Below are 23,971 nucleotides of genomic sequence, written 5' to 3' on the forward strand. Positions count from 1 at the left end.
CTAGATAATAAATCATCCTTTCGTGATGCGGCGCCTCCGGGTATGTGGGCCTGAGCTCCTTAGTGAAACGAGGAAAATTACAGGGATGACGCGAAATTCTTGGCGACGGTGCGACGACGTTCCGCCGATCGACGGCGGTCCCTCTTCATCAAATTGGCGGTAAATTCAGGCCGGATATGGTCGAGCCCGCGAGAATCGGGCCGGCTGGCATCTATTGCAGCTTTTGCCCGTCAAGAAGACCATTCTCATAGGCAGCCGCAAGAGTGCTGTTTTCCGGATATGGATTGGGCCTATCGTTCAGGTGTCGTCTTCCTGCAGCAATACCTTGTTCATAGGCTTCTCTTTCTCTTTCCGATGGGGTCCTCGGCATTTCTCGGCCGAAGCGCCTAATGGCTCTCGAGGTGGCGAGATCGCGTAGTATATTGCAATCAACAATTCCACTTTGGTAGAGCTTGATCAGATCCACCGCAAACATCTCTCGGTTGACATCGTTCAAAACGAACCAGGGCTGAGCAATGATAACGTCGAAAATCTTTTGAAGATTGTCGATCTCCTCTGGTTGAAGAACGCATTCGATGAGGTAGCGACGCATGACCTTCCTCCATCGTACAAGATACTCTCTTTCAGCCTCCCGTGAAATGATAATCAATGGCAGAACTGGAAACCCTATTGTCTCTTGCAAACCCCAAATTGCGGTACATGCGAGCCGAAAAATGTAATCGTTTGCACGACATCGCATTTGCCCATGAGGTGGGCGCGAGTGTTCACGATCCCGTCTATCCGTGACCTATCCTAAGTTGCCAGCTTGGAACTATGCGGTTTCAAATGCTCTGCAATCAGTTCCCGAGCCGCTGCGAATACGCCGCTTTGGTCATCGCCCTGGCTTTCCTCAAGCATTTGAAGGGCGTTCTCATACATATCGCGCTCTGCTTCCGCGCTGACCGCGCCGATCCGCCGAAGATGACCGATCAGCGCTGCAAGCATGGCGGAATTCGAAAGCGCCACCGCGCCGGCTGACAGGGCGGCGGCATCACGGTTGTTCGGTTTCCCGGTCATGTGTTCCTCCCGACGGTGAAGTTCCTCCCAGAACTGTCGTCGCTGTAAAATAGAAAAAATATCAGAAGCCGCGCGAATGTCGATGGCGAGGATTCGCCTTCAAGTTACGATCGGGCGCTTTTAGCTGAGGCGGGCAATCGTATCGTCGAGGTTGTCGATCGCGAGTTGTTCGCGGGCGATCATGCCGTCAATATCGATATCCTCGTTGACCCATTTCGCAGCTGCGCCCTGCAACTTCATCGCCAGAAGCTCATTGCGATGGGCGACTTTTTCGTCTCTAATCTTGACAAGCTTTAAGCGAAAATCATCATTCATCTCAAATCCCTCCGCCGGGGGTGGTTGCTCATTGATAACTCGCGTCAACCGCGCGTTCCGCGACTGTTGATCTCACTCGTGCCCACGTCCGCGATAGGTCGTTGGAACGCCGGCAGCCTCATGGCATTGTGCGAGAGTTTCAAGCCACGCCGCCAATCCAGTCGGCACTTCGGCATTGCCTGCTTCCAACGCCTCCACCCACGACAAGTCGCATTGCAGGGCACTCGCCAGATTGATGGGCGTCCAGCGAATATGCAAAAGGCATTCGGAAAAACGTTCTGGGGTCATGGATCTTCCTATTTTTGACGTAACATTTACCGTGCCAGAGGGACACATGAAGTCAAGTACGATGAAGGTTCCACTGGTCTCGCAGATCATTGCCGAGTTGCCGCAATGCCATTGGCTTGCCTGGATGAAGAAGGTATCCGACCTCAACTACGGCATTGTGAAGCGGTGCATGCCGATGACAAACGAGAAGAGCTCTGCCTCGTGGCATTGAGGCAGAGCTTAAAAAGGCCTATTGAAAAGACCTCCCTGTGCGAACCTCCGGCTGGGGGGCGCGAGTGTTCGCACGATCCGTGCTTTATCGGAGCTCGCTTAAACGAACCTGAAGGGCGAGTGGGCGCCAGCCTTGTCCGGGGACGTGGACCTCAAAGCCTGGCACTGCGATCATCGGTCGTGACATTCACCTGCACGGACATGTCGTCGAAATCGGATGCGCTGCCATCATAGCTGCCCCACAGGGGTATCGCCTGTTTCGGGTCGCGGGCGACGCCGACCCGGATCAGGTCGCGGTTGCCGACGATACCGTTGGTGGGATCGAACTCTACCCAGCCGGCGCCCGGAAGGTAGATCTGGCACCAGGCATGGGTCGACCCGCCCCCGAGCGTCAACGAGCCGTCACGGTCGGGAACATAGATATAGCCGGTGATGAAGCGGGCAGCGAGCCCAAGCGATCTCGCCGCCTCCATCATTAGCAGTGCAAAATCGCGACAGGTTCCACGCCGAAGCTGCAGAGTTTCCAGCGGAGTCTGCGTGCCATGCGCCAACCGCCGAGCGTAGATGAAGCTCTCGTGGATCGCGTAACATAAGGTCATCAGCAAGTGCCCGGTTTCGGTAGGCTGGCCGATCCGCACGAATTGCCGCGCCCATTTGCCGACCGTATCCCCCGGATCTGGGTAATGGCGATGAATTGTCCGCTCCAGATCAAGTGCTTCCTCCGGATCGTATGCAAAAGGATAGGTCAAGGCCGCCTCGTCGATCTGAAGGTCGATTGCAATGTGAGGCGTATGGTCGAGGCGAATGGTTGTTTCGAAGCGAAGTTCACGCGAGGCTTCCGCAAAACCAACCAGGGCGACGCAATTGCCGAACACGTCATGGATCCATCGGACGTATTCCGGCTGCGGATCGACCTGCAGGTGGGAGCTCAACAGCGTCTGGTCGAAACTGTCCCTTGGCCTGAACATCAGCCGGTGCTCGCCAAACTCCACAGGTCTTGTGTAGCGATAGGAGGTGATATGCCGGACGGAGAATGTGGTCATCCAATCACCGATGATAGTTGCGAGGGCAGCGTTACCTATAAATCCTGCATCTCTTTTTTGCTTGGAAGCGATGCGAGAGCCAATGCCATAGCAGACGCCGCCTGACGATCACAGGCACAAACGCCGGCAGTCGCCGATATGCATCTGCTTCGTAGGGTTTTCCGAGCTTCGATCGGAAGTTTGGCAATTTTATATTGGGTTTCTCAAGGAAAAAGTGCACCATCGCGCTCCGCGCGGGTCCATATGCGAACCACTGATATCGCCGCCGGGCAGGCAACAGCGGAGTCTAAGCGTATTCGCCTCGACATGTAAATTGGGATGGGTAGTCGAAGCACGTTGCCTTGCTTGTCATTATCCCCACCGCCGCCACCAGGCTCAATTTATCGTCGACGCCGGTCAAATCAGTTCTTCGATACTGAGACTGCTGCCCGATATCTCGCATTGCAGGCTCACACGCTCTCTGGAGTTATCGTCTCAAACGGCACGATACGTTGGAGAATTGCCGGGCTGTCGCGATGGGTCAGGGAGGCAATCATTGTTGCGACCAATTCGTCAGAGATTCGGTCCATCGGATGACACAAAGCTGCAGTGATTAGGCCTTCCGTCAGTCCCTTACGCGTCTCCGGACCAAGGTCGCGGCAGACCACCTTCACCTTGTCTCTTCTTTCGGGAGCTGCCTCGCGCAGTGCCCTGAGAACCCCCGAAATCCCGCCTCCAATTATGAAGATACCTCTCAGGTCATCGAGTTCGGACAGCAATTGGCTAACGATCCGATGAGCCTCCTCGGGCTCTTCATGAGTTGGCCGGCTATCGTCGATTTGGATGTGAGGCGCATGCTCGCGCATATATGAGCGAAAGCTGGCATCCGAGACGTCCTGGCATTGGTAGCGGTGATTACCGATGAACACTGCAACTCGCCCGGGCGATTGGGCAGTCTGGGCTAAAAACCATGCGGCAGTTCTGCCCAGTTTCCAATTGTCGGTCCCGACGTAGCCGGCGCGATCTGGGGCGCTCTGATCCGTTATATAGGCAACGGTCGGCTTGCCTCTAAGCTTGAGAGAATGAATTGTCTGTCCGATCAGGGGATGATCTCCCGCAATGACAGAGACCGCATCGCATTTTTCTCCCAGGGCATCCAATCTGTTTGCGATGTTCTCGGGACTTAAAACGTCGACAAATTCGACCAGCGCCTCGACTTTCTCACCGGATCTCTGCTGACATGCATTGACGATGCTGGAGCCGAAGAGGCGGTATAGCTCTCGGGTCGACTGCTGCAAAAGAAATCCGAAGCAATATGAGGGGCGGGCATTTCTTTGCCGGTCTTCGATGACGCCCCGACCATAGAAGCCGATTTCCTCCGCAGCCTTTTGAACTCTCTCGATTGTCCTCGGTTTCACAGAGGATGAACCATTAAGGATCCTGTTCACGGTGGAAATGCTCACCTTGGCGGTACTGGCCAAATCCGCGATCGTAGGGCGTGCCTTCATGACATTATCCAATTCATTTTAGAATGGAATAAAAGATACAAAATATTCATTCCATTGCAATAGCTATTTCGAACAAGCAGTTCATTTGGTACTACTGCCTGGCGTTGCCGAGATCGATCAGAGGAGATGTGATCTCGAGGGCAACTTTCGGGAGGAAATCTAATGAAGTTCTTTAAGGGTGCCCTCAAAGGGGTATTGGCGGCGTCTGTTGTCGCCCTTTGTGCCTCTGCCGCCCTGGCCGCCAATATCGCCGTGGTCGGTGGCAAGACGGATGACGAGTTCTGGAGCCGCATCAAGAAGGGTGTCGATGATGCGAGGCCCGTTCTCGAAAAGAACGGCGGTACGGTAACTTATCTCCAGCTGCAGACCTATGACAATCTCGGTCCGGACGCAGCGCAGCTCGTACGCACCGCGATGAGCCAGGGTGTGAAGGGCATCGTGGTCCCTGACTGGGTGCCGGCGGCAGAGGATGAAGCGATCAAGGCTGCTATTCAGAGCGGGATCAAAATCATCCTCATGAACGCCGGCAATATCGATAAGGCGCGCGAGCTCGGCGCGATCAACTATGTCGGCTCGGACGAATATGTCGCCGGCAAGGCTGGCGGCGAATATATGGGATCAAAAGGCGCAAAGAATGTCATTTGTGTCAATACGCTTCCAGGTGCTGCCAATCAGGAGGCCCGGTGCAAAGGCGTGATCGATGGCATCACCGCTAGGGGTGGCAAGGGCAAGCAGTTGCCGCTGCCGGCCACGAGCTTCGGTGATCAAACGGCAATTGCCGAGGCGGTGAAGGCCACACTCATTCAGGATGACACAATCGATGGCGTCCTCAACGTCGGAGCGACCGACGCGGACGCCGCTGCGAGCGGGATCAATCAAGCAGGCAAGGTGGGGAAAGTCGTCCATGGCACTTTCGATCTGAATGCATCGGGATTGGCGCGCATCAAGGACGGCTCTCAGACCTTCGCGATCGACCAGCAGCCCTATCTCCAAGCCCTGCTCAGCGTAACGCTACTGGCATCCCATCTGGACTTCGGCACCAACCTGCCCACGGCGCCGGTGCTGACGGGTCCGGGTATCGTCGATGTTTCCAATATCGACGCGGTCATGGTCGGCGTCAAACAGGGCGCCCGATAGATCGGGTAGGCTTCGCTCCGGCCCGCGAGAAACTCGCGGATCGGCAATGAGACGTCCCATGCTTCGAAAAGAAGCCTGATTGGGGATACAGCAAATGAACAATCTGTCTGTCGGCAACCTCTTGCGCCGCCCTGAGGCGGGTGCCTTTCTCGGGCTCTTTGGAGTGCTGGCGTTCTTCATCATCTTCGGAAGCGCCAAGTTTCTGGAACCTGCCGGGGCCGCGAGCTGGCTGAACGTCGCTGCCAATCTCGGCATTGTCGCTTTGCCGATCGGACTTTTGATGATCGCCGGCGATCTCGACATTTCAATCGGCGCGATGATCCCCGCCGGTTCGATGACGGTGGCGATCATATCCGGCTATTACGGTTTTCCGATCTGGCTCGGCATGCTCGGGTCGATCGGCATCGGTCTCATCGTCGGTCTGACCAACGGCTATCTCGTGGTGCGCACGGCGGTGCCATCGCTGATCGTAACACTCGGCACGCTCTTTGCGGTCCAGGGACTGATGCTCGGCGTCTCGGTTCTGGTAACCGGAACGACCAGCGTCGCCCTGACCGCCGATCCGTGGGCAAAATTCCTCTTCGGCCAGTTTCTATTCGGGTCTTTCCAGGTGATCATCGTCTGGTGGATCGCGATCACCGCTCTCTTCGTCTTCTTCATCCATTTCTCGCCGTATGGAAATTGGGTCTTCGCGATGGGTGGAGACAGGGGCAGCGCGCGGAATGCCGGCATCCCCACGGCGGGACTGACCATCATCCTGTTCGTGCTCTCTTCCACGAGTGCGTCCTTCGTCGGCATGTGCCAGGCCATCCTCTTCAATTCGGCGCAGGTCTCCGGCGGCATGACCTTCATCTTCAACGCGATCATCTCGGTTGTCGTCGGCGGCGTCCTGTTGACTGGCGGCTTCGGTTCCGTGATCGGGATCTTCTTCGGGACGATCACCTTCGCCGTTGTGAACCAGGGCATCTACTTCACAACCTTCGACCGCAACTGGTCGAGCCTCATCATCGGCGTCATGCTGCTGATCGCGGTGCTTATGAACAACACGTTCCGTCACATGGCGCTGACCTACTCGCCGAAGAAGAAGTGAGGGATCAGGATATGAGAACGCCTATCCTTGAACTCGAAAACGTCAACAAGTCCTTTGGTCCGATCGATGTCCTTCATGACATCACGTTGAAAGTCCATCCGGGGGAGGTCCTTTGTCTTCTTGGAGACAATGGTGCAGGCAAGTCCACTCTCATCAAGACATTTGCCGGCGTCTACAAGCCGACGAGCGGGACCGTGAGGTTCGAAGGCAAGCCGCTGATCTTCAACAACCCGCGCGAGGCCGCCGATATGGGCATCGCGACAGTGCACCAGTTCGGCGGCACGTTCCCGCTGATGAGCATCGGCCGCTCGTTCTTCGTCGGTCGTGAGCCGACCAAGGGCTTCGGCCCGTTCAAGATCTACGACCGCAAAACGGCAAACGACATCGCGGTGAAGGCGGTGCGCGAATTCGGCATTACCCGTATCGACGACGGCGATCGCCTGATCGGCGGACTGTCGGGCGGGGAACGCCAGTCGCTGGCGATTGCCCGGGCGGTCCATTTCGGCGCCAGGGTGCTGATCCTCGACGAGCCAACGGCAGCACTCGGAGTCAAGGAAGCCGCCCACGTGCTTCGCATCGTTCTCGAAGCGCGGCGTCGCGGACTGGCAGTCATCTTCATTACGCACAACGTCATTCACGCGATGACGGTCGGCGATCATTTCGCTGTCCTGATCAAGGGCGAGAAGGCGGCCGACTTCCGCAAGGGCGAAAAGACGAGGGAGGAGATCACCGATCTCATGGCAGGCGGGGAGGCGATGGCCGAACTGGAGGCTGAGATCTCGGCTCATTCATCCGCGAATGACGACCATTCCCCGGCGGTCTGAGCGATCGGCCAAACGAACACCGCCAGACAATCGAAACCGGCTCACCCGCCATCGCGGGTGGGGCTGTCAAGTGCAACCATTTTAGAGGTGATCAATCATGAAAATCGCGCTCGACCCATTTATGCATCGACATCTTTCCCTTGAGGAACTCCCTTCGAAGGTTGCCGAACTTGGCTACGAGTGGATCGAACTCAGCCCCAGGGCGGACTTCCTCGAATGGTTCAAGGCGCCGCGCGTTTTCCCCTCGCGGATCAAGTCCTTCAAGAAGGCGCTCGCGGACGCGAATGTAGGCATTGCCTCTCTCCTGCCGATGTACCGCTGGGCGTCCAACGACGAGGCCGAGCGGCAGGCCGCCGTCAAGCATTGGAAGCGCGCCATCGAAATCTGCGTCGAACTCGGCGTCGATACTATGAATTCCGAATTCGGGCGCGGTCCTCACCCGGATAGAGGCTCCTGCTATTGCTGCCATACCGCATCGATGATCGAAGCCTGCGAGGATGCCTGGTGGCGCTCGATGGACGAACTCGTGGCGGTCCTCGAACGCGAGGGCATCAACATGCACGTCGAACCGCACCCGGAAGACTGGTGCGAAACGCTTCAGCCGGCATTGGATATCATCCGGACCGTGAACTCGAAGAACGTCAAGTTTCTCTATTGCGCGCCGCACACATTCTACTTCGGCGACGACACCAAGGCGATGCTGCGCGAGGCCAAGGACGTGCTCGCCCATGTCCACGTCGGCGACACCTTCAATCATAGGGCGTCCTCCGGACTTCGGTATATCCTCAATCCTCCCGGCACGAACGCCCGCGTGCATCAGCACCTCAACATCGGTCAGGGCGAGGTTCCGTGGGACGATTTTTTCGGCACCCTGGCTGAGGTCGGTTTCGACGGTATCATGACCGCCTGCGTCTTTGCATGGGAGGACAAGGCCGACCACTCCGGCAAGTTCATGCGCTCGGAGATGCAGCGTTTCGTCGACAAGTACTGGGCGGCCAAATGACAGCGGATAGGTCCGTCTGCAGCCAGCGCCCCAGTGAGCCCTCGGCGCGCTGTAGCCGAGGCCGACGCGGCTGTGCCGCCACTTGAAATTCACAGACACTACTCCTGGAAGGACAGAGGATGATCAACGGAGAAAGACAGATCGAGCGCCCCCTGCGCTGGGGCATGGTCGGCGGCGGCCGCACTGGGCAGGTGGGATACAAGCATAGAACCGGCGCTCAGCGGGACGGCACCTATCGGCTGGTCTGCGGAGCCTTCGACCTTGATGCCGAGCGCGGACGCGACTTCGGCATGAGGATCGGCGTCGCGGCGGACCGATGCTATGCCGACTACAAGGAACTGATCGCCCGCGAGGCCGGACGCGAGGACGGCGTCGAGGTCGTTTCGATCGCCACGCCGAACTTCACACACTACGAGATCACCAAGGCCTGCCTTGGAGCCGGTCTCCATGTGATTTGCGAGAAGCCTCTGTTCTTCACCGTCGCGGAATGCGACGAGGTCGCGAAGCTGGCGGAGAAAAACGGCCTGATCGTCGGTGTCACTTACGGCTTTACCGGCCATCCACTAGTTCATCAGATGGCGGCGATGGTCAAGAAGGGCATGCTCGGCGACATCCGGATCGTCGACATGCAATATAGCCATGGCTTCAACGCGGGCGACGACACCGGCGCAGGGGAAGCCCTTAAATGGCGCACCAATCCCAAGACCGCCGGCTCGACCTTCGTGCTTGGCGATATTGGGACGCACCTTTACTACCTCTCCGAAGTCGTGCTGCCGCACATGAAGATCGACAAGCTGCTTTGTGACCGCAAGGCCTTCATCCCGACCCGGGCTCCACTCGAGGACCATGCCACCGTTCTTATGCACTACGACAACGGCGCCCGCGGTCGCCTCTGGGTATCCTCGGTGAATGCGGGGAACATGGGTTCGCAGCGCTACCGCTTCGTCGGCTCCAAGGCGTCGGTCGAATGGTCCGACGCTCAACCCGACCAGCTGATCTACGAAGTGCAGGGCGAGCCGAACCGCACGCTGCATCACGGCATGCCATACCTCGAGGAGGAAAGCCTTGCCGTCGACCGCATGGGCGCGCTGCACACCGAGGGCCTGGGGGATAGCTGGTCGAATATCTACCTCTGGATTGCCCAGGCCATAGATGCCAAACGCCGTGGAGACGAGGCTTTCCTTCAGGGCCATCACTATCCGGGCATCAAGGCCGGCACCGCAGGTGTGCGTTGGCTGGAAAACTGCGTCCGCTCGGCTGACGCGGGCGCCGCTTGGGTCGACTTCCAGTGACCCAGCAGAGGACGTGCCGGACTTCCTCCGTCCTACTCCTAGGCGCGTCCTCACCCTCCTTGTTTTGAAAGACAACACGATGAAACTCTCTATTTGTACTGACGTGATGGGCGACCTCTCCTTCACGGATATGCTCGACAAATGCGTGAAGCTCGGCGTCGAGGGTATCGAGATGACCGGCGGCGGCTGGTCACGCGGTCCGCACTTCCGGGCCGATGAGCTCCTGGCCGACAAGGGTCTGCTCAAATCCAAACTCAAGGAGATCGAGGTCCGCGGCCTGCAAATCGCCGCCCTCAATTGCTCCGCCAATCCCCTCGATCCAGGCGACATGGGCAAGCGCCACCGCAAGGAGATGGAGGACACGATCCGGCTTGCAGGCGAAATCGGTGTGAAGAAGATCGTTACCATGTCCGGTCTGCCGGAGGCCGGTCCCGGCGACATGGTGCCGAACTGGCTCGTCTACACCAAGAGCTGGCCGAACGAGATGCCGGAGCGCGACCGCTACCAGTGGGAAGATCGCGCCTTTCCGCTCTGGCACGATCTTGTGAGGCTTGCAGGCGAAGTCGGCGTCGAGAAATATGCGCTGGAGAATTTCTCGGCGATGCTCGTCTGGAACCCGGAGACCCTGTTCCGCCTGCGCAACGAGGTTGGTTCGACAGTCGGCATGAACCTCGACCCGTCGCATCTGATGTGGATGGGTGCTGATCCGATCGCATCGGCGCGCGCGCTCGGGAGCGCGATCCACCACTGCCACGGCAAGGATACTCGCATCGAACGCGGCCTGGCTGACGTGAATGGCTTGCTTGAGCTGAAGGACGTCACCGACGTCGCCAACCGCACATGGAACTATGTCGCCGTCGGCGCCGGCCATGATCTGCAATGGTGGAAGGAGTTTTTCTCTGTAGTTCGCATGGTCGGCTACGACGACTGGGTCAGCCTCGAGATGGAAGATTTCACCATGTCCACGGATGCAGGCATCCAGTCCTCCATCGACGCACTGCAGGCGACGATCAGCCGCTGATCAATGATCGCGGGTGACACTTCGCCCGCCTTCCTTCCGGTTTGTTTTCGACGAGGCCGGCAATATCCAACCTGATCACGATTACCGATGTGCCGCATTGCTGGGGGGTGGGTGACGTAAACGCCCTCCGATTTGCCAGGTAGGGAAGCAGCTCTGGACGAGTCCACCGCAAACGAAAATTCGCCATCCCGTATGGGCATTTTCCGTTGCAAGAGTGTCAACGGCCGGAGATTGATCCATCGGGAGGGGCCGAGAACATCTCGGACAGCAGAGGGCTTCGCGACCTTAGCTTGGACCATCAGGTTCTCGTAGGCGATGGAATTGGAAATGGCGGACACCGGCTCGGCGCAGCGCCGATGCCGGGGAGGGTCGCTTCTAGAAAGGATGTTGGCAAGCTTGTAGGCTTCTGATAAGTTACATGTAACCAAAAATGATGGAGAAATACGTGGCCCTTATATCAAAGCGCATTCCCTCGCGCGTGAAGGTCGGAGAGCATCGCGCCCGATTGCGTGCCCAAGGTTTGCGTCCGATCCAGATCTGGGTTCCGGACGTGCGTGCACCATCGTTCAAGGCCGAGGCCCACCGCCAGTCGCTTGCCGTTGTGGCAAGCGTGCATGCCGACCAGGATCAGGCATTTGTCGATGCTGTGTCTGATTGGGGTGATGGGTGAGGCGCGGCGATATCTGGACGGTCGCGGGTGGCAAAGATCATGCGGGCAAGCCGCGCCCCGTCGTGATCGTGCAGGACGACAGTTTCGACGCCACGGATTCGATCACTATTTGCGCCTTCACATCAGACGAGACGGAGGCGCCGTTGTTCCGGCTTGTTGTCAAGCCGAATGACCGCAACGGTCTGCGCACGGCATCCCGGCTGATGGTGGATAAGATCACAACCGTTCCGAAATCGAAGATCGGCGGGCAGGTCGGACGGCTTGACGATGAGGACATCGTGCGCCTCAATCAGGCGATGCTGGTCTTTCTCGGGATGGCAGTGTCGCCAAGAACAAAAGGAGAAGTTTGAGCGTCAGAGTGTGAAAAAGTGCAAAGATGACCCCGTCGAGAGAGCCCATATACAGAGGCATTTGCTAAGGATCTGGAAGTGCACTTCCTCCAGTGAGGAAAGATGGCTCTGCCTTTTTCCCCAACAAGGGCAAAAACTGTCTCCCCATTCTTCGTTATGCAAATGCGTGTCCTTGAGAACGAACGCGTCACTGGGCAAAGGGTGAACTGGGGGCATCGTCGAACGAACTATCCTCTGTCTTCACATGCGCACGACTACCTTTCCACCGGCCTCGTCCGTCTCCATCAGCCTGTGCGCTGCCTGGATATCTTCGAAACGAAACACGCGGGCAGGCTTTGCCTGATAGAGTCCTCGGGCCGCATTGTCGGCGATTTGCTGGAACGGAATCTCGCTGAGTGGATAATCCTGGGTGCCGAAGACGAGCGCGCTGGCGAATGCGCTGAGGTGGGCGCCGCTCGGCATTTGGAAGACAGGATCAAACTGGGGCAACGGCGCGCCGCCGCCAAGAAACCCTGCCAGGCAAACGCGACCGCCCCGCCGAACCGCCGCCAGAGAATCGAACACGGTCGTGGTGCCGATAAGGTCCAGCACCGCATCGACGCCAGTCGGCGCGATATCATGCAACTTCGCCGCCAATTCGTTGCCGCCAACTATGACATGCGCCGCGCCGAGCCGGTACAGCATATCAGCGCGATCCCTTCGGCGCGTGGTGGCGACCGTTCTCACTCCCAAACCTCTTGCGATGTTCAAGGCCGCCTGGCCAAGCGCAGAAGTCGCCCCTCGGATCACCAGCGTCTGGCCGGGAGCCAGTTGGAGATTTCCAACCAGGCATGTCCAAGCAGTGGCGTAGGATTCAGGAAGAGCCGCAAGCTCTTCCCAAGGCAGGTCTGTGTCGATGGCGACAACGTTTTCCCGAGGCACGCTCACGAACTCCGCGTAGGAGCCGTTGCGGGTGCGGCCCATCCCGCCCATAAGCGCAATGACCTTTTGCCCCGCCGCAAAGCCTCCCTCGAGATCGGCCTCGACGATGCCGGCACACTCGATGCCGCTAATCTCCGCCACCTTACCCCAGGCACCGCTTCGAAAGTAAAGCTCCGCCCGGTTCAAGCCAAAGGCCTTGACCGCGATCAGAATTTCGCCTGATCGTGGATCGGGTCTCGGGCGTTCCGAGAGACTAAGAACTTCGGCGCCGCCGGGGCGGCTTATGATAATGGCGCGCATGTGTGTGCTCCTTTTTCCTCTCAGAAGACATACAAGCGCCCGGCAAAAAGTATTTTACAAAGTTTCTCCAAACATTGTAGACTTTATCGCCATGAATGGTCTCACGCTCGCCCAACTCCGCTCGATCGACGCCGTCGTCTCCGAGGGATCGCTGCAAGCTGCCGCGCTGCGGCTCGGCCGCACGCACCCAACTCTGCATACGGCCATCATCAACGTCGAACGCCAGATCGGCTTCCCCCTGTTTGATCGAACTGGGTATCGCATGGTCCTTACGCCCGCCGGAGAGGCGTTCCTGGCGCGTGCCAGACGCGTGCTCACCGAAATGGTGGACCTTCAGGTCTATGCCGCCCAGCTCGCCGCCGGTGAGGAAAGCGAGTTGCGAGTCGTGATCGGTGATCTATCGCCGCTTCCCGAAATGCTCCAACTCCTGCGTGGTTTCTTCGATGGTCGGCCGGCCACTCGATTGCATCTTCAGTTCGCGGCGATTTCCGGGCCATGGGAATTGCTGTTGGAGGATCGTACAGACCTCATTCTGCATCACGTCGATCAGAGTGATCCGCGCTTTGAAACGATCAGCCTTCGTCCTGTTCGCCTGATTCCAGTCGCTGCCCCGAACTTTCTGCCCTTTTCGACAGAGGAGGCGTCGCCGGAACGAATGCGGGACCTGGTTCAATGTGTCATTCGGGACAGCGCGCAAAATTTGCCCGAGAGAAGCTACTATGTCATCGAAGGTGCGCGGACTTGCACGGTCAGTGATCAGCTCATGAAGAAGGAAGTGATCCTGCAAAGCCTTGGCTGGGGCCACATGCCGGATTTTCTTGTCGATGCCGAATTGCGGGAAGGCCGTTTGATTTCTCTGGCCAACGGCTATTTCGGCGGCGGCGTGATTGAGCTGGTCGCCGCCCGGCGGTCCGGCCGGGCACATGGGCCAGCAGCGTCGGCACTCTGGCGTCTGCTGCAGGCGAGCGCTGCGTCGACGTTAAGTGGCAAACCGTGACGATAGTACTGATCGACATTAGCTGGTGTATAGCATAGCAGATGATGTCAGCAGACCTTGCCTCATGCCGCCAGTGGTTCGTCATATCGCATCAGCCGCCCGGCGTTCGCCAGCACCAACAGTGTGCTGAAATTATGCAGGAGGGCGGCGACAACGGCCCCCGCCGCTCCGAGAAAACCGAAGCCCGCCAATACGACGATCGCCACTGTCCAGCCGAGGCCAGTGATAACGTTGGTTTTCAGCGTCCGGCGACAGAGCCTGCTGAGCCGGATGCATGTGCCGAGCCGTCGCAGATCGCTGCCGATCAGGATGATGTCCGAGGAGGCAAGCGCAATATCGGCGCCGCCCGCGCCTAAGGCAATCCCGACGGCACCGGCCTTGAGGGCGAGCGAGTCGTTGATCCCGTCGCCGACGACAAGAGGTTTGAAGCCGCTTTTCGTCTCGCTTAGCACGCGCTTCAGCTTGTCTGCGGGCAAGGCCTCAGCCGCGATGTCGGTTATGCCGATCTCGCGCGCGAGGGTATGTGCGACCGATTGGCGGTCGCCGGTGAGTAGAAGCTGTCGATGGAGCCCGAGCGCCCGCAACTCCGTCATCGCAGCCGCTGCTTCGGGCTTGATCGTGTCCGACAGGAGAAGCCAGGCGACAAAATTTCCGCCGATCGACATGCCCGCGAGCGGACCGTCATGCACGGGAACCGGGGGAACGACGACGGACAGGCGTTCAAACAATTGGGGACGTCCAAGGGCCACTTCACCCATTGCCGTGCTCGCAACGACGCCCAAACCTTGAAATTCCCGAACGCTCGTCAGGGGGTGATAAGCATCATGGGCGACGAGCAAGGCCAGCGCTCGGCTCACCGGATGACTGCTGGCAGCGCCCAGAGAGGCGGCCAAGGCCCGAACGATCTCTCGATCCGTATTGGCGGTAAGCCTGATGTCCTTCAGCCGAAGCCGGCCGAAGGTGAGGGTGCCGGTCTTGTCGATGACCAAGGAGGTCAGGTCTGCCAGCTCTTCGAGAAATGCCGAGCTACGGATGAGGATGCCGTGGCGCGCGGCGACTGCGATACCGGCAATCGCCGTTGCCGGCGCGGACAGGACCAGGGCGCAAGGGCAGGCAGCAACCAGGATCGCAAGCATGATCTGGTCATTGTAGGTGAGGAACCAGGCGATGGCCGCTATCGTCAACACGAATGCCAGATATTGCTGGGCGTAACGCTCCAAGAAACGGGTAATAGGCGGCTTTGAACTTTCCGCGCGCTGCATCAGCGCGATGACTTTTCCAAGCGTCGAATCCTCACCTGCTCGGGTCACCTCGATCTCAAGACGACCGTCCAGGTTAATCGCGCCACCGAAGACGTCCATCCCCGCGGAGACTTCGAGAGGCACGGATTCGCCGGTGATTGGCGCGGTGTCGAGGCTTGCCTGTCCCTCCCTGACGCGACCATCGGCGGGAATGCGGTCTCCCGCTCTTACCTCCACCAAATCGCCGGGCTTTAGAGATACATTGTCGACTTCACGCGTCCGGCCGTCCGGTGTGATCAGCCGCGCGTGGCTGCGGGTCAGACGTGCCAGCGCCTCCATCGCTTCTTTTGATCCGATGACGCTGCGCTCCTCCAGCACATGGCCAAATATCATGATGATCGGCAGAAGTGCGGCGGTCAGCAGATCGCCCGTCGCCCAGGCAGCCAGCATCGCCAGGGCGATCAACTGATCGGTGATGCCGTGCAGGCTTGGATGGCGCAGACTATGCCAACCGGACCGTACGACCGGAACTGCGACGATCAGCGAGGCAGCCGCCAGCAGAAGCTGGCTGACGCCCTCTTCGTCAGGCGCAAGCCAGCGCCAGCCGATGCCGAGCGCGAGCAAGCTCAAGGCGATCATGGCGAGTGTGAGCTGAACGGCCGCCGCCTGCTTTTCGTTGGCGGTCAGCAGGCCGGCGCTGAGCATATGGCCATGATGGTGCGCGTGGCCGTGGGAGCCGTGCGAATGATCGGTCGCGACACTCATTTGTCGGCTCCCTGCAGAATGAGCCGTGCGTCGTCCCGGGGATCGACCGTGACCACCGAGCCTGCCTGCGACAGGATTTTGCCAACGCGATCCCGATAGAGGCGCCAGAGAAGACCGGGGTCGCTATCGGACCCTTGCGCGTTGGCAAAACCGGTGACGGTGGCCGTGTCGGCACGCGCCTTTGACAGCCGTTCGCTGGATTGCGCTTCCGCCACCTGCACGATCCGGTCGGCTTCCTGATCGGCGGCCTGCTTGTCCTTTTCCGCGTCGTTTTGCGCTGACGCAATGGCCTGCTCCGCCTGCTGGCTCGCCGTGAGCACCCCGTCGAATGCGCTAACGGCCGGCGTCGGGAGCGCGGATTGAACATCGGCGCGGTCGATCTCGATCCCGAGACCTGTGCCCTTCGCTTTCAGGGAGTTTAGACTGCTATTGATGCTGCTCACCAGGTCGGCGCGCAAACGCTCGCGACGCTCGGCGATATCGCTGCCGGCGGAGACCAGCTCCGGGCGGGCGACCAGAACGCTGTCCAGATCGCGTGAGGCGCAGATCACAACGGCGCTTCGGGTCACGAGGCGGTCCAGTGCCGGAAGGACGTGCTCCTCTTGCAGGACGTAGGTGAAGGGGTCGGTCACCCGATAGAAGACGCGGATGTCGAGCTGAACGACACTCGCGTCGGCGGTCAGCAGGTATCCCGATCCCGCCAGGGTATCGCTTTCCATTGAAGCGTCGGCCTCGCCGCCCTGAGCCGGAGGCGAGCGAAGCAATCCGTTGATCCGGCGTTCCAAGACCGTTGCGGCGTTGGGCAGAAGCAAAACCTTTTCGAAAGGCGCGGGCAGGGCCCATAGCAGGCCAGATTCCTGTACCCTATCCAAGGCGCCCAGGCGCAGGACAACGGCCCGGCTTTGCGGTGCGATCTCCCTGATATTGGATGTCGCCCAGCCGACGGCCGCCAGCACCACGATGGTGGACAGCAGCACGGAAACCAGACGAACAGCCTGATGTTGCGCCGCCGAATTCCTATCCCCGACCGCATTCATCTCTAACGTGCTCCGCCTGCCGATGCGGCGCTGGGTGGACCATCGATCAAAGCCCGGAACGGCGCGGCATCGGTGCGTAGGACAAGGCGCGTGTTGGAATTGACGATCGTGCCGAGCGTGTCGAGCGAGCGAAGCAGTTCGTAAAGCTCCGGCGCGCTCTTATAGGCAGTTCCATAAATCTGCGCCGCTTCGACGCGAGATTTGGCCTCTATATCGGCAGCCTTCACGGTCGCGTCCGCCCGCAGGACTCTCGCGTCGCGTTCGGCTGCGGAGCGAATTTCCGCGGCCTGACGCTTGCCGACCGCCGCTCGCTCGGTGGCGATGGTCTCACGCTCGGCCCGCATGCGGTCGACGGTGGCGTTTAGCGTCACCGACGGTAACGTCAGGCGCTCGATACCGACATCGACAACCCGCAAGCCATAAGTGTCGAACAATTGCTGCGCGATCTGGGCCTTGAGCTGTGCTTCCAACGCATCGATCCGAAGCTTGCTCGGATCGGGATTGATCAGCGACGACAGGTCGAAATTGCTGGCTGTGGTTTCAAGCGATGACCCGAGGAACGTGCGGATTTGCACTGCCGCCTGATCCGGCTGGTTCTGAACCGACCGCACGAAGCGCTTGATGGCATCCGGATCGGAGGGAACCTGCCAGATCGCATAGGCCTGCGCGATGATCCGCAGCCCATCCTTGGTCCCGACATCCTGCAGGCCGCTGGACGTTGATTTGGCGCGCAGATCGACGTCGATGGTCTTTTCCAGGGGAATGGGAAGCCGGAAGGCGAGACCCGGATCGATCAGAACGCGAGCGGGATTGCCAAACCTGGTGATGACGGTCGCGGCTCCCGATCTCACCTGGACGAGGCAGGCGGCAACCAGAATGATGGCGACGACGATCATCGCGACGATCAGGCGGGACCACCGAAAGGGCATCGTCTCGTTGTGATCATCGCCGTGAGAATGATGATGATCGTGACCGTGATGGTCCGAGTCCGGATGGGCGTGCGCGTCAGTCATCGGTCGGTTTCTTCGCTTTGGTATGGAGTGTTAGGCTCGGCATTTGTTTTGGGATCGACCGGTAGCATCATGCTCCGGAGATCGAGGGTCGGAGTGATGCTCCCGCCGATGCGGTGATCGATGACAAGAGCCTTTGAATGGGATAATCCCATCGCTAGTTGATTGAAGTATTCCTCTGTCAGAAATGCCTGTCCCGCCTCGTGGAAGGCCGATTGCTCGGCCTGGAAGCGCAGCTTTGCGACCTCCGAAGCCGCAATGCCTTCCCTTGCCTTCGCGATCGCATCGTCCTGTCGGAGGCTGGCATTCAATTGCGCCTCGTTCGTCTGTTCGGCTGCGGCTCCCCGCTCGCGCGCAACCAGTGCCTCGGCGCTGATCTCTGCCGCCTGGACACCGTGAAATGCATTGGCTGCGCCGGCGGGTGGGTGGATGGCCTCGATGACCACCGCCAGGATTTCGACACCGCTGTTCAACTCATCCATGCTCTTCTGAACTGTTGAGGCAATATCGCCTGCCAGTGACAACCGGCCCTCGCTCAAGACATCGCTGAGCGTTCTTCTGGCAAAATCATGCACCAATACCCGGTTCGCTGTGCTTTCGATCAAGGCCGGCAGATCGGCGACCCGATAGGCGGCCTTCATTGCCGCCTGGTCCGAAAGACCGATACGGTAGACGAAGCGGACGTCCATGTTGACGATCTGAAAGCTTTGCTCGCCGCCGGTGCCGCTGGCGATGACCTGCGATTTCTCGCTGATGTGCGAGGCATCCCATAGCCGGTTCGCACTTTCCGGCGCTAGTCCTTCGGCATCGGCCAGCGGCTCGCCATTGCCGTTCGTGCTGACGGAGGTTGCCAGCTCGTGCACGCTGCCGTTCTCGATGGCAATGACACGGCCGAACGGCCACGGAAGACCGATGTGAAGGCCGGAATGCAGAATGTCCTCAGCCTTGCCGAACCGCTCATAAACGCCACGGCCGGTCATCGGAATTTCGCGCACGCCGCTCAACAGCCAACCCAGAAGGAGTGTTCCAAGAATGATGGCCGGAGCGGTCTTTCGAATGAACGAGAAAGCCCAAATCTGCCGAAGGTCGATGCCGTGTTTGGTTCGCAATTCAGATTGGATGCCGACCAAAAGCTGAGGCGGCCACTGAAGCGTGCCGGCGACAAGGCTGGTGGCGATCAATGTCGGCTCGCGGCTGTCGTTTTGCGGGCGGAACATGGAGGCGATCGCGCGGAACAGGAACTCAAGCCCGACGAGTGCGACAAAGCCTCCCAACGCCGCCAGGAGTTTGATGGGCAGTCCCGATCCGCGCGCGCTCAGGAACAGGCAGAAGCAAGACAGGACGAGCACGAAAATGGGCACGCGCGCCAATTGCGAAATTGCTCTTGCCTCGGGCCACTCCGCTGCATCGGTCGCAGCGAGTCGTCTTTCCGTCACAAGCAGAAGAAAGGCGAAAGCCAGACAGGCCGCAATGACGACGAGGAACGGCGTTCCGATCGCAGCGCTATCCGCCTTCAATGTCCAGCCGGTGTAGACGATCAAGCATGCGAACATGGATAGACCGGCGACCCGGAGCGGGCTGGCTCCGATCCGCAACAGGAGTGATCGCCCCGCGAAGAAAGCGCTTCCCGTCCATCGCTCGATCAGATCGGGCCCTTCCGTCTCCCGCTGCGACCACGGCGACGTCACGAAAGCAATGAGCCATTGCGCGGGTTTCCCGAGCCGCATACCGGCGAGACCGGCTTTCTTTCGACGCCACTCTGCAACGTCGTAGGCAGATCGAAGCCCGGTGCCAAACAGGATAAGTGCAGCGGCGTTATTGCAAAAGAAAGCCACCCAAATTGGGTTAAGGCTGAACGTATTTGCAATCAGAGCACAGAGCAAAAGCAGGGCCGCAAAGATTGAAACGCTGAAACCCTGGTTTGCAATATCATGCGCTTGAACCGCGGCAAGTTGGAAGTCTGCTCGGTTTTTGATCTCAGGAAGCTGCTGCGCGTCGTCGGAACTAGTTTTCGGCATTCCCATACTTTATGCGCTCTTCCGCGCCGCATTGAAGAAAGGTTTTCTATCTATTTCGCCAGCACCGCAGTCATTTGGGTGTAGGGATACGTTATTACGTATCGTACCCTTATCTGCAAGGCTTCGCCTTGAAAAAGGAAAGTCGGCTGATCGGCATCACTTGCGCCGTGTAGCCCCCCGGAAACAAACATAGTTTAGCCTACGACGGGCTTGGCCGACGGCGCCCGTTGTCTGGACAGAGCTGACCTTATGCCACGCGCCGGGTATCGGATCTTCGCAACGCGGCGGCGCGGGTTCTTAAATCCCTGACCCGTCGAGCTGCTGGGTGTCGTCGCCTTCCCAGGGTGAGGGCATCGAGGTGCGATTGAGATTAGCCGAGGGCATCGGCATCCAGCACTTCAGCTCCGGCTCGGCATATTCGATGACGCGGCCGGGCGAGGAATCAGAGGCGCGCCAGCCTTCTACGCCGAACTGATCGCCATTCGACCAGTAGGCGAGGTCGACTTCTGCCGGCCCCTGTTCGGACGGGCGGACCGTGACGAGGATCCGACTGCCGTCTTTCGGCGCGCTTGCCATGTGGCGCCAGCGGTCTGGCTCGTCCATCATTTTTCCTCCTGCCTTGCTGCGGGTTGAAGTGTCGCCTCACCATCGAAAGCGGTCAACCCAAACTTTCCACAACCCATCCTCTATTGGTCGTACTTCGTTTAGAACAGTTGCAGGAACGCAAGAAGCATGCCGAACCCGGACGCATTGCTTCGTCCGCCGGCCTCCAACAGGGCTAGCCGGGGCGGGCGTTTCGAACACGGTGCCGCCAAAAGGCAACCGCCGTCCGCGGCGCTCCGACCGTCACATAGACCGTCGCCCCTCGCGCGGAGGTTCCTTCTCACATCGTTGCGACCCGCCAGACATCGTTTCGCCTTTCAGCTATTTGGCGTTTGTCGTTCCGACCACCGTGTTCTAATATGATGAAAGACATGCGGACACTCCGCCACGGTTGACGGCGACGCCCCGTTCAATCCGCCATAGCGAGCGTCAGGGATATGACCTTATGCTCATCCGCTATGGGTACGACATTACCGTAACTTGCGCACAACCGACACCGATGCTGACCATGCTGACGCCGCGTCCCGAGCGCTCGGCTGATGTTCGATCGCCGGATGTTGTTGTGACAAGCCCTGAGATAGCAACCACCACCTATCTGGATTTGTTCGGCAATGTCTGCCGCCGCTTCATCGCGCCGACGGGCGACCTGCAGATATGGGGGGACGGAACCCTTGAAGACAGCGGTACCCATGATCCTGCTTTTTGGGATGCGCAGGAGATCGCAGTCGGTGAGCTGCCGGACGATTGCCTCATCTACCTGATGGGAAGCCGTTATTGTGAGACCGACCGTTTGAGCCAGATCGCATGGGACAGGTTCGGCAACGTCGCGCCGGGATGGGGCAGGGTGCAGGCGATATGCGATTTCGTTCACCAACACATCATCTTCGGCTATCAGAACGCCCGCTCGACGCGGACGGCGCTGGAAGCCTACGAAGAGCGTATCGGCGTCTGCCGCGATTATGCTCATCTGGCCATTGCCTTCTGCCGCTGCATGAATATTCCGGCACGCTATATCAACGGTCACTTGGGCGATATTGGCGTGCCGATCCTCGACCCAATGGATTTTAGCGCCTGGATCGAAGTTTTTCTTGGCGGTCGATGGATGACGTTCGATCCGCGCAATAACGTGCCGCGCATCGGTCGCATCGTGGTCGCCCGAGGTCGGGACGCAGCTGACGTCCCGCTCATAGTTTCCTTCGGTCCACACGTCTTGAAGTCTTTCCGGGTCTGGACCTATGACGTCACCGATGCACAACCTCCGGCCACCCAGTAGCAATGGCTGGGCGCGACGGCAGCCCGGTTCCGAGAGCTCGCCGTTTTGTGCATCGTGTAAAGTTTGGTCCCGTTGTAACGAATACTGCCGCGCCGTCGGGTCGGGCACGCACCGCTGACAGCATCGGCGGCTTCTATACTGATGCCGGAGCAGCAGGGAGCTTTCCGCGCCGGCTATTCGGATCCGCCGATTACCCGGCGGGTGAAAGCGGCTGTATCGTCGGCGACGTCAAACAAGGCGGGCATGCTGATGGAGTCTAAATGCAAGAGCGAGTTTCAGACTTTAGCGGCGCACGTTTTGCCGGCAGCTCTGAAATCGCATCGGGTGTGAGCAGAGCATGTTCGAGACGCTGAATCTGGCAGTGGGCCGTTCGGATTTGTGCTGACTACGCCGCCTCGGATACAAGATGGTAAGGTCGGACTAGGTAATCGGAAGGGATGCCCCATTCCTTGTTCAGCTTGTGGATCATATCCACAGTGAGGGCGCGCTTCCGGTTCAAAATCTCGGAAGCGCGCGACTTGGAGCCGAAGAGTTTAGCTAGATCGGATTGCTTTCGCCCGCTCATCTTCATGTGGGCCTTGATCAGCTCGACGGGCTCCGGGGCTTCGATCGAATAGTGACGATTCTCGTAGGCCTCGATAAGAGCGGAAAGGATATCGAAGCGATCTGCATCCTGCGTACCCAAGGCGGGAGGGTTATCGAAATACCGCTCAACCTCGCCAGTAGCCCAGGCAAGGTCTCCATCGTTCCTGATGGCGCGGATGTTGTCCATTACACTGTCTCCGGGATGATATGATAATTCGTATGGGTACCGACGAATTTGACCAGCACCCGTTGACATGGATGGGCGATGTGGACGATCAGGCGATACTTGTCGCCTGAGAAATCGAAGATGATGCGATTATCGCTGACGAAATCGACGTTCGCTCCAAACATCTTTTTGACATCTGCAGGGCCGCTCCGGGCCGCTTTACCGGCAATCGCATACCAAGTCTTCAATGGGGTTTTGGCTGGGGATGGATTTCCCAGAACTTCCTCAATGTCGACTTGGCGATGATCTGCATAGGGATTGTGTAACATATTCCCATCTTGGGAACAAGAAAGATTTCCCAAATTGGGAATGCTGGCCGTGTCGGCAGTCGCGATGTCAGACGGTTCCCTAAAGTCATGGAATGCTATCTGACGACGGGAGAACGCGATGCTGTCCTTCGCATCGTCACTGCCGATCTTGATAGCTATCGGCGATTTCGGGCCGACCACCGACATGGATCCCGAACGTGTCGAACCTCAAGGCCGATGTTTCGATGGGAACGTTGAAACTATGTTGCGAACCCCATATGGATTACTTCACCAACGAAGGTTGGTTCACCGTGACCGAAGCCGAAGCGATCGAGATGGCAATCGACCGGCATGGCGAAGATGGAATCACATCTGTCGCCTATTGTGCGCTTGAGACGTGGGATGATCATGGTAACCGCGAATGCCATTTTTAGTTTGATCTGTTTCTCAAACTGATAAAGGGGGAGCATGTCGGCTGTGCCTAGAGATCACTGGCCCGCCGTCGTTCTTGTTCGCCCGACACTTCACGGACATCATTTATCGATACATCTTCTGCATTTTTCTGATGACAGCATGTATCAGCCATCGACGAAGGCGCGCACGCATGATTTCGAACGGCAGGATACTCTGCCGCAGGCTCGGAATTTCAGATGCGACGTTTCGGGCGCACGGTATCAACCAATTTCCTCAAAGGAGCCGTCAATCGCCATGATTTGCTATTCCGCAGATTGCCAAGCCGACCAAGAATAATTGCGTTTTCCTCTTCGTATTTTTTGGCTGTCTCCAACTCAATTTCGAGGCGCTTCGCCTCAGCTTCGATGGTGTTGCATCGCGCGGAGAGCCTCGCAACATCGTTGGAAAGCCTCGCGACATCTTCCGCTGCGGTCTGTCTTTCCTGTCTCACCCGCGTGAGCTCGCGGCGCAAGGCGATGAGATCGATATCGGATGTCGTGGGATAGCG

Annotated in this window: 25 protein-coding genes and 2 pseudogenes; 12 read left to right on the forward strand and 15 right to left on the reverse strand. The window is 58.7% G+C overall.

Features of this window, described 5'->3' with window-relative positions:
* Positions 1–211: 211 nt before the first annotated feature.
* The 4 genes from FHT29_RS32645 to FHT29_RS32660 form a co-directional block, all read right to left on the reverse strand.
* Complete coding sequence (locus tag FHT29_RS32645; protein ID WP_174157368.1) at positions 212–592, reverse strand: hypothetical protein; 381 nt, start codon at positions 590–592, stop codon at positions 212–214.
* Between the two features lie 200 nt (positions 593–792).
* On the reverse strand, positions 793–1,056 hold the full coding sequence (locus FHT29_RS32650; protein ID WP_112442940.1) for a hypothetical protein: 264 nt from the start codon (positions 1,054–1,056) through the stop codon (positions 793–795).
* Between the two features lie 120 nt (positions 1,057–1,176).
* Positions 1,177–1,419, reverse strand: a complete 243-nt coding sequence (locus FHT29_RS32655; protein WP_168601055.1) for a hypothetical protein — start codon at positions 1,417–1,419, stop codon at positions 1,177–1,179.
* 24 nt (positions 1,420–1,443) lie between these two features.
* Complete coding sequence (locus tag FHT29_RS32660) at positions 1,444–1,659, reverse strand: hypothetical protein (protein ID WP_080760641.1); 216 nt, start codon at positions 1,657–1,659, stop codon at positions 1,444–1,446.
* A 46-nt stretch (positions 1,660–1,705) separates the two neighbouring features.
* Between FHT29_RS32660 and FHT29_RS32665 the strand changes: the two genes are divergently transcribed.
* Positions 1,706–1,870, forward strand: a complete 165-nt coding sequence (locus FHT29_RS32665) for a hypothetical protein (RefSeq protein WP_168601056.1) — start codon at positions 1,706–1,708, stop codon at positions 1,868–1,870.
* A gap of 151 nt (positions 1,871–2,021) precedes the next feature.
* Here FHT29_RS32665 and FHT29_RS32670 read toward each other — a convergent pair whose 3' ends face one another.
* A complete protein-coding gene (locus FHT29_RS32670) occupies positions 2,022–2,912 on the reverse strand; it encodes a transglutaminase family protein (protein ID WP_168601057.1) in 891 nt (296 codons plus the stop codon).
* Between the two features lie 449 nt (positions 2,913–3,361).
* Positions 3,362–4,399: a LacI family DNA-binding transcriptional regulator gene (locus FHT29_RS32675; protein WP_168601058.1), complete on the reverse strand. Its 1,038-nt coding sequence runs from the start codon at positions 4,397–4,399 to the stop codon at positions 3,362–3,364.
* Between the two features lie 162 nt (positions 4,400–4,561).
* On the opposite strand from FHT29_RS32675, the gene FHT29_RS32680 reads away from it, so the two are divergent.
* From FHT29_RS32680 to FHT29_RS32715, 8 genes are all read left to right on the forward strand, one after another.
* Positions 4,562–5,536 (forward strand): substrate-binding domain-containing protein, encoded by a 975-nt coding sequence (locus FHT29_RS32680; protein WP_047561259.1) that lies wholly within the window; start codon positions 4,562–4,564, stop codon positions 5,534–5,536.
* Between the two features lie 94 nt (positions 5,537–5,630).
* Positions 5,631–6,626 carry an ABC transporter permease gene (locus FHT29_RS32685; protein ID WP_037190771.1) on the forward strand — a complete coding sequence of 332 codons (996 nt, stop codon included), beginning with the start codon at positions 5,631–5,633 and terminating at the stop codon, positions 6,624–6,626.
* Between the two features lie 11 nt (positions 6,627–6,637).
* Positions 6,638–7,450, forward strand: coding sequence for an ATP-binding cassette domain-containing protein (locus tag FHT29_RS32690; protein WP_168601059.1), 813 nt, complete (start codon positions 6,638–6,640; stop codon positions 7,448–7,450).
* Between the two features lie 97 nt (positions 7,451–7,547).
* Complete coding sequence (locus tag FHT29_RS32695; RefSeq protein ID WP_168601060.1) at positions 7,548–8,453, forward strand: sugar phosphate isomerase/epimerase; 906 nt, start codon at positions 7,548–7,550, stop codon at positions 8,451–8,453.
* A gap of 119 nt (positions 8,454–8,572) precedes the next feature.
* Positions 8,573–9,745, forward strand: coding sequence for a Gfo/Idh/MocA family oxidoreductase (locus tag FHT29_RS32700; protein ID WP_168601061.1), 1,173 nt, complete (start codon positions 8,573–8,575; stop codon positions 9,743–9,745).
* Between the two features lie 79 nt (positions 9,746–9,824).
* The gene (locus FHT29_RS32705) at positions 9,825–10,766 is read left to right on the forward strand and encodes a sugar phosphate isomerase/epimerase (protein ID WP_047561264.1); all 942 of its coding nucleotides are present in this window, start codon (positions 9,825–9,827) and stop codon (positions 10,764–10,766) included.
* A gap of 445 nt (positions 10,767–11,211) precedes the next feature.
* Positions 11,212–11,436: an antitoxin MazE family protein gene (locus FHT29_RS32710; protein WP_318284047.1), complete on the forward strand. Its 225-nt coding sequence runs from the start codon at positions 11,212–11,214 to the stop codon at positions 11,434–11,436.
* Entirely contained in the window at positions 11,433–11,786 is a 354-nt protein-coding gene (locus tag FHT29_RS32715) for a type II toxin-antitoxin system PemK/MazF family toxin (protein ID WP_168601062.1), read from the forward strand. Before FHT29_RS32710 ends, FHT29_RS32715 begins: the two co-directional genes overlap by 4 nt.
* A gap of 240 nt (positions 11,787–12,026) precedes the next feature.
* Here FHT29_RS32715 and FHT29_RS32720 read toward each other — a convergent pair whose 3' ends face one another.
* Positions 12,027–13,007: a zinc-binding dehydrogenase gene (locus FHT29_RS32720; protein ID WP_168601063.1), complete on the reverse strand. Its 981-nt coding sequence runs from the start codon at positions 13,005–13,007 to the stop codon at positions 12,027–12,029.
* On the opposite strand from FHT29_RS32720, the gene FHT29_RS32725 reads away from it, so the two are divergent.
* Entirely contained in the window at positions 12,997–14,004 is a 1,008-nt protein-coding gene (locus FHT29_RS32725; RefSeq protein WP_246703201.1) for a LysR family transcriptional regulator, read from the forward strand. The two genes, FHT29_RS32720 and FHT29_RS32725, sit on opposite strands and share 11 nt — an antisense overlap.
* 62 nt (positions 14,005–14,066) lie before the next feature.
* On the opposite strand, the gene FHT29_RS32730 is transcribed toward FHT29_RS32725, so the two are convergent.
* The 5 genes from FHT29_RS32730 to FHT29_RS32750 all read right to left on the reverse strand — a co-directional run bounded on the left by FHT29_RS32730 (position 14,067) and on the right by FHT29_RS32750 (position 20,678).
* Positions 14,067–16,010, reverse strand: coding sequence for a heavy metal translocating P-type ATPase (locus tag FHT29_RS32730; RefSeq protein ID WP_168601064.1), 1,944 nt, complete (start codon positions 16,008–16,010; stop codon positions 14,067–14,069).
* Complete coding sequence (locus FHT29_RS32735) at positions 16,007–17,047, reverse strand: protease modulator HflK (protein WP_168601065.1); 1,041 nt, start codon at positions 17,045–17,047, stop codon at positions 16,007–16,009. Before FHT29_RS32735 ends, FHT29_RS32730 begins: the two co-directional genes overlap by 4 nt.
* A gap of 2 nt (positions 17,048–17,049) precedes the next feature.
* Complete coding sequence (locus FHT29_RS32740; RefSeq protein ID WP_168601066.1) at positions 17,050–18,060, reverse strand: protease modulator HflC; 1,011 nt, start codon at positions 18,058–18,060, stop codon at positions 17,050–17,052.
* A complete protein-coding gene (locus FHT29_RS32745; protein WP_246703202.1) occupies positions 18,057–19,784 on the reverse strand; it encodes a protease modulator HflK in 1,728 nt (575 codons plus the stop codon). Before FHT29_RS32745 ends, FHT29_RS32740 begins: the two co-directional genes overlap by 4 nt.
* 588 nt (positions 19,785–20,372) lie before the next feature.
* The gene (locus tag FHT29_RS32750; RefSeq protein WP_037190746.1) at positions 20,373–20,678 is read right to left on the reverse strand and encodes a hypothetical protein; all 306 of its coding nucleotides are present in this window, start codon (positions 20,676–20,678) and stop codon (positions 20,373–20,375) included.
* Positions 20,679–21,123: 445 nt separating this feature from the next.
* On the opposite strand from FHT29_RS32750, the gene FHT29_RS32755 reads away from it, so the two are divergent.
* Positions 21,124–21,951 (forward strand): transglutaminase family protein, encoded by an 828-nt coding sequence (locus tag FHT29_RS32755; RefSeq protein WP_168601068.1) that lies wholly within the window; start codon positions 21,124–21,126, stop codon positions 21,949–21,951.
* A gap of 385 nt (positions 21,952–22,336) precedes the next feature.
* On the opposite strand, the gene FHT29_RS32760 is transcribed toward FHT29_RS32755, so the two are convergent.
* Together FHT29_RS32760 and FHT29_RS32765 are read right to left on the reverse strand one after the other, a co-directional pair.
* Positions 22,337–22,723 carry a type II toxin-antitoxin system HigA family antitoxin gene (locus tag FHT29_RS32760; protein ID WP_168601069.1) on the reverse strand — a complete coding sequence of 129 codons (387 nt, stop codon included), beginning with the start codon at positions 22,721–22,723 and terminating at the stop codon, positions 22,337–22,339.
* Positions 22,723–23,015, reverse strand: a pseudogene (locus FHT29_RS32765) (type II toxin-antitoxin system HigB family toxin). The gene FHT29_RS32760 and the pseudogene FHT29_RS32765 overlap by 1 nt, the downstream one beginning before the upstream one ends.
* Before the next feature lie 82 nt (positions 23,016–23,097).
* On the opposite strand from FHT29_RS32765, the pseudogene FHT29_RS34830 reads away from it, so the two are divergent.
* Positions 23,098–23,270, forward strand: a pseudogene (locus FHT29_RS34830) (Lrp/AsnC ligand binding domain-containing protein); the annotation flags it as partial.
* A gap of 386 nt (positions 23,271–23,656) precedes the next feature.
* On the opposite strand, the gene FHT29_RS32775 reads toward FHT29_RS34830, so the two are convergent.
* Positions 23,657–23,971, reverse strand: a 315-nt coding sequence (locus FHT29_RS32775) for a hypothetical protein (protein ID WP_210255623.1), incomplete at its 5' end; no start/stop codon positions are given.

Source organism: Rhizobium sp. SG741 (assembly GCF_012275435.1).
GTDB lineage: Bacteria > Pseudomonadota > Alphaproteobacteria > Rhizobiales > Rhizobiaceae > Rhizobium > Rhizobium lusitanum.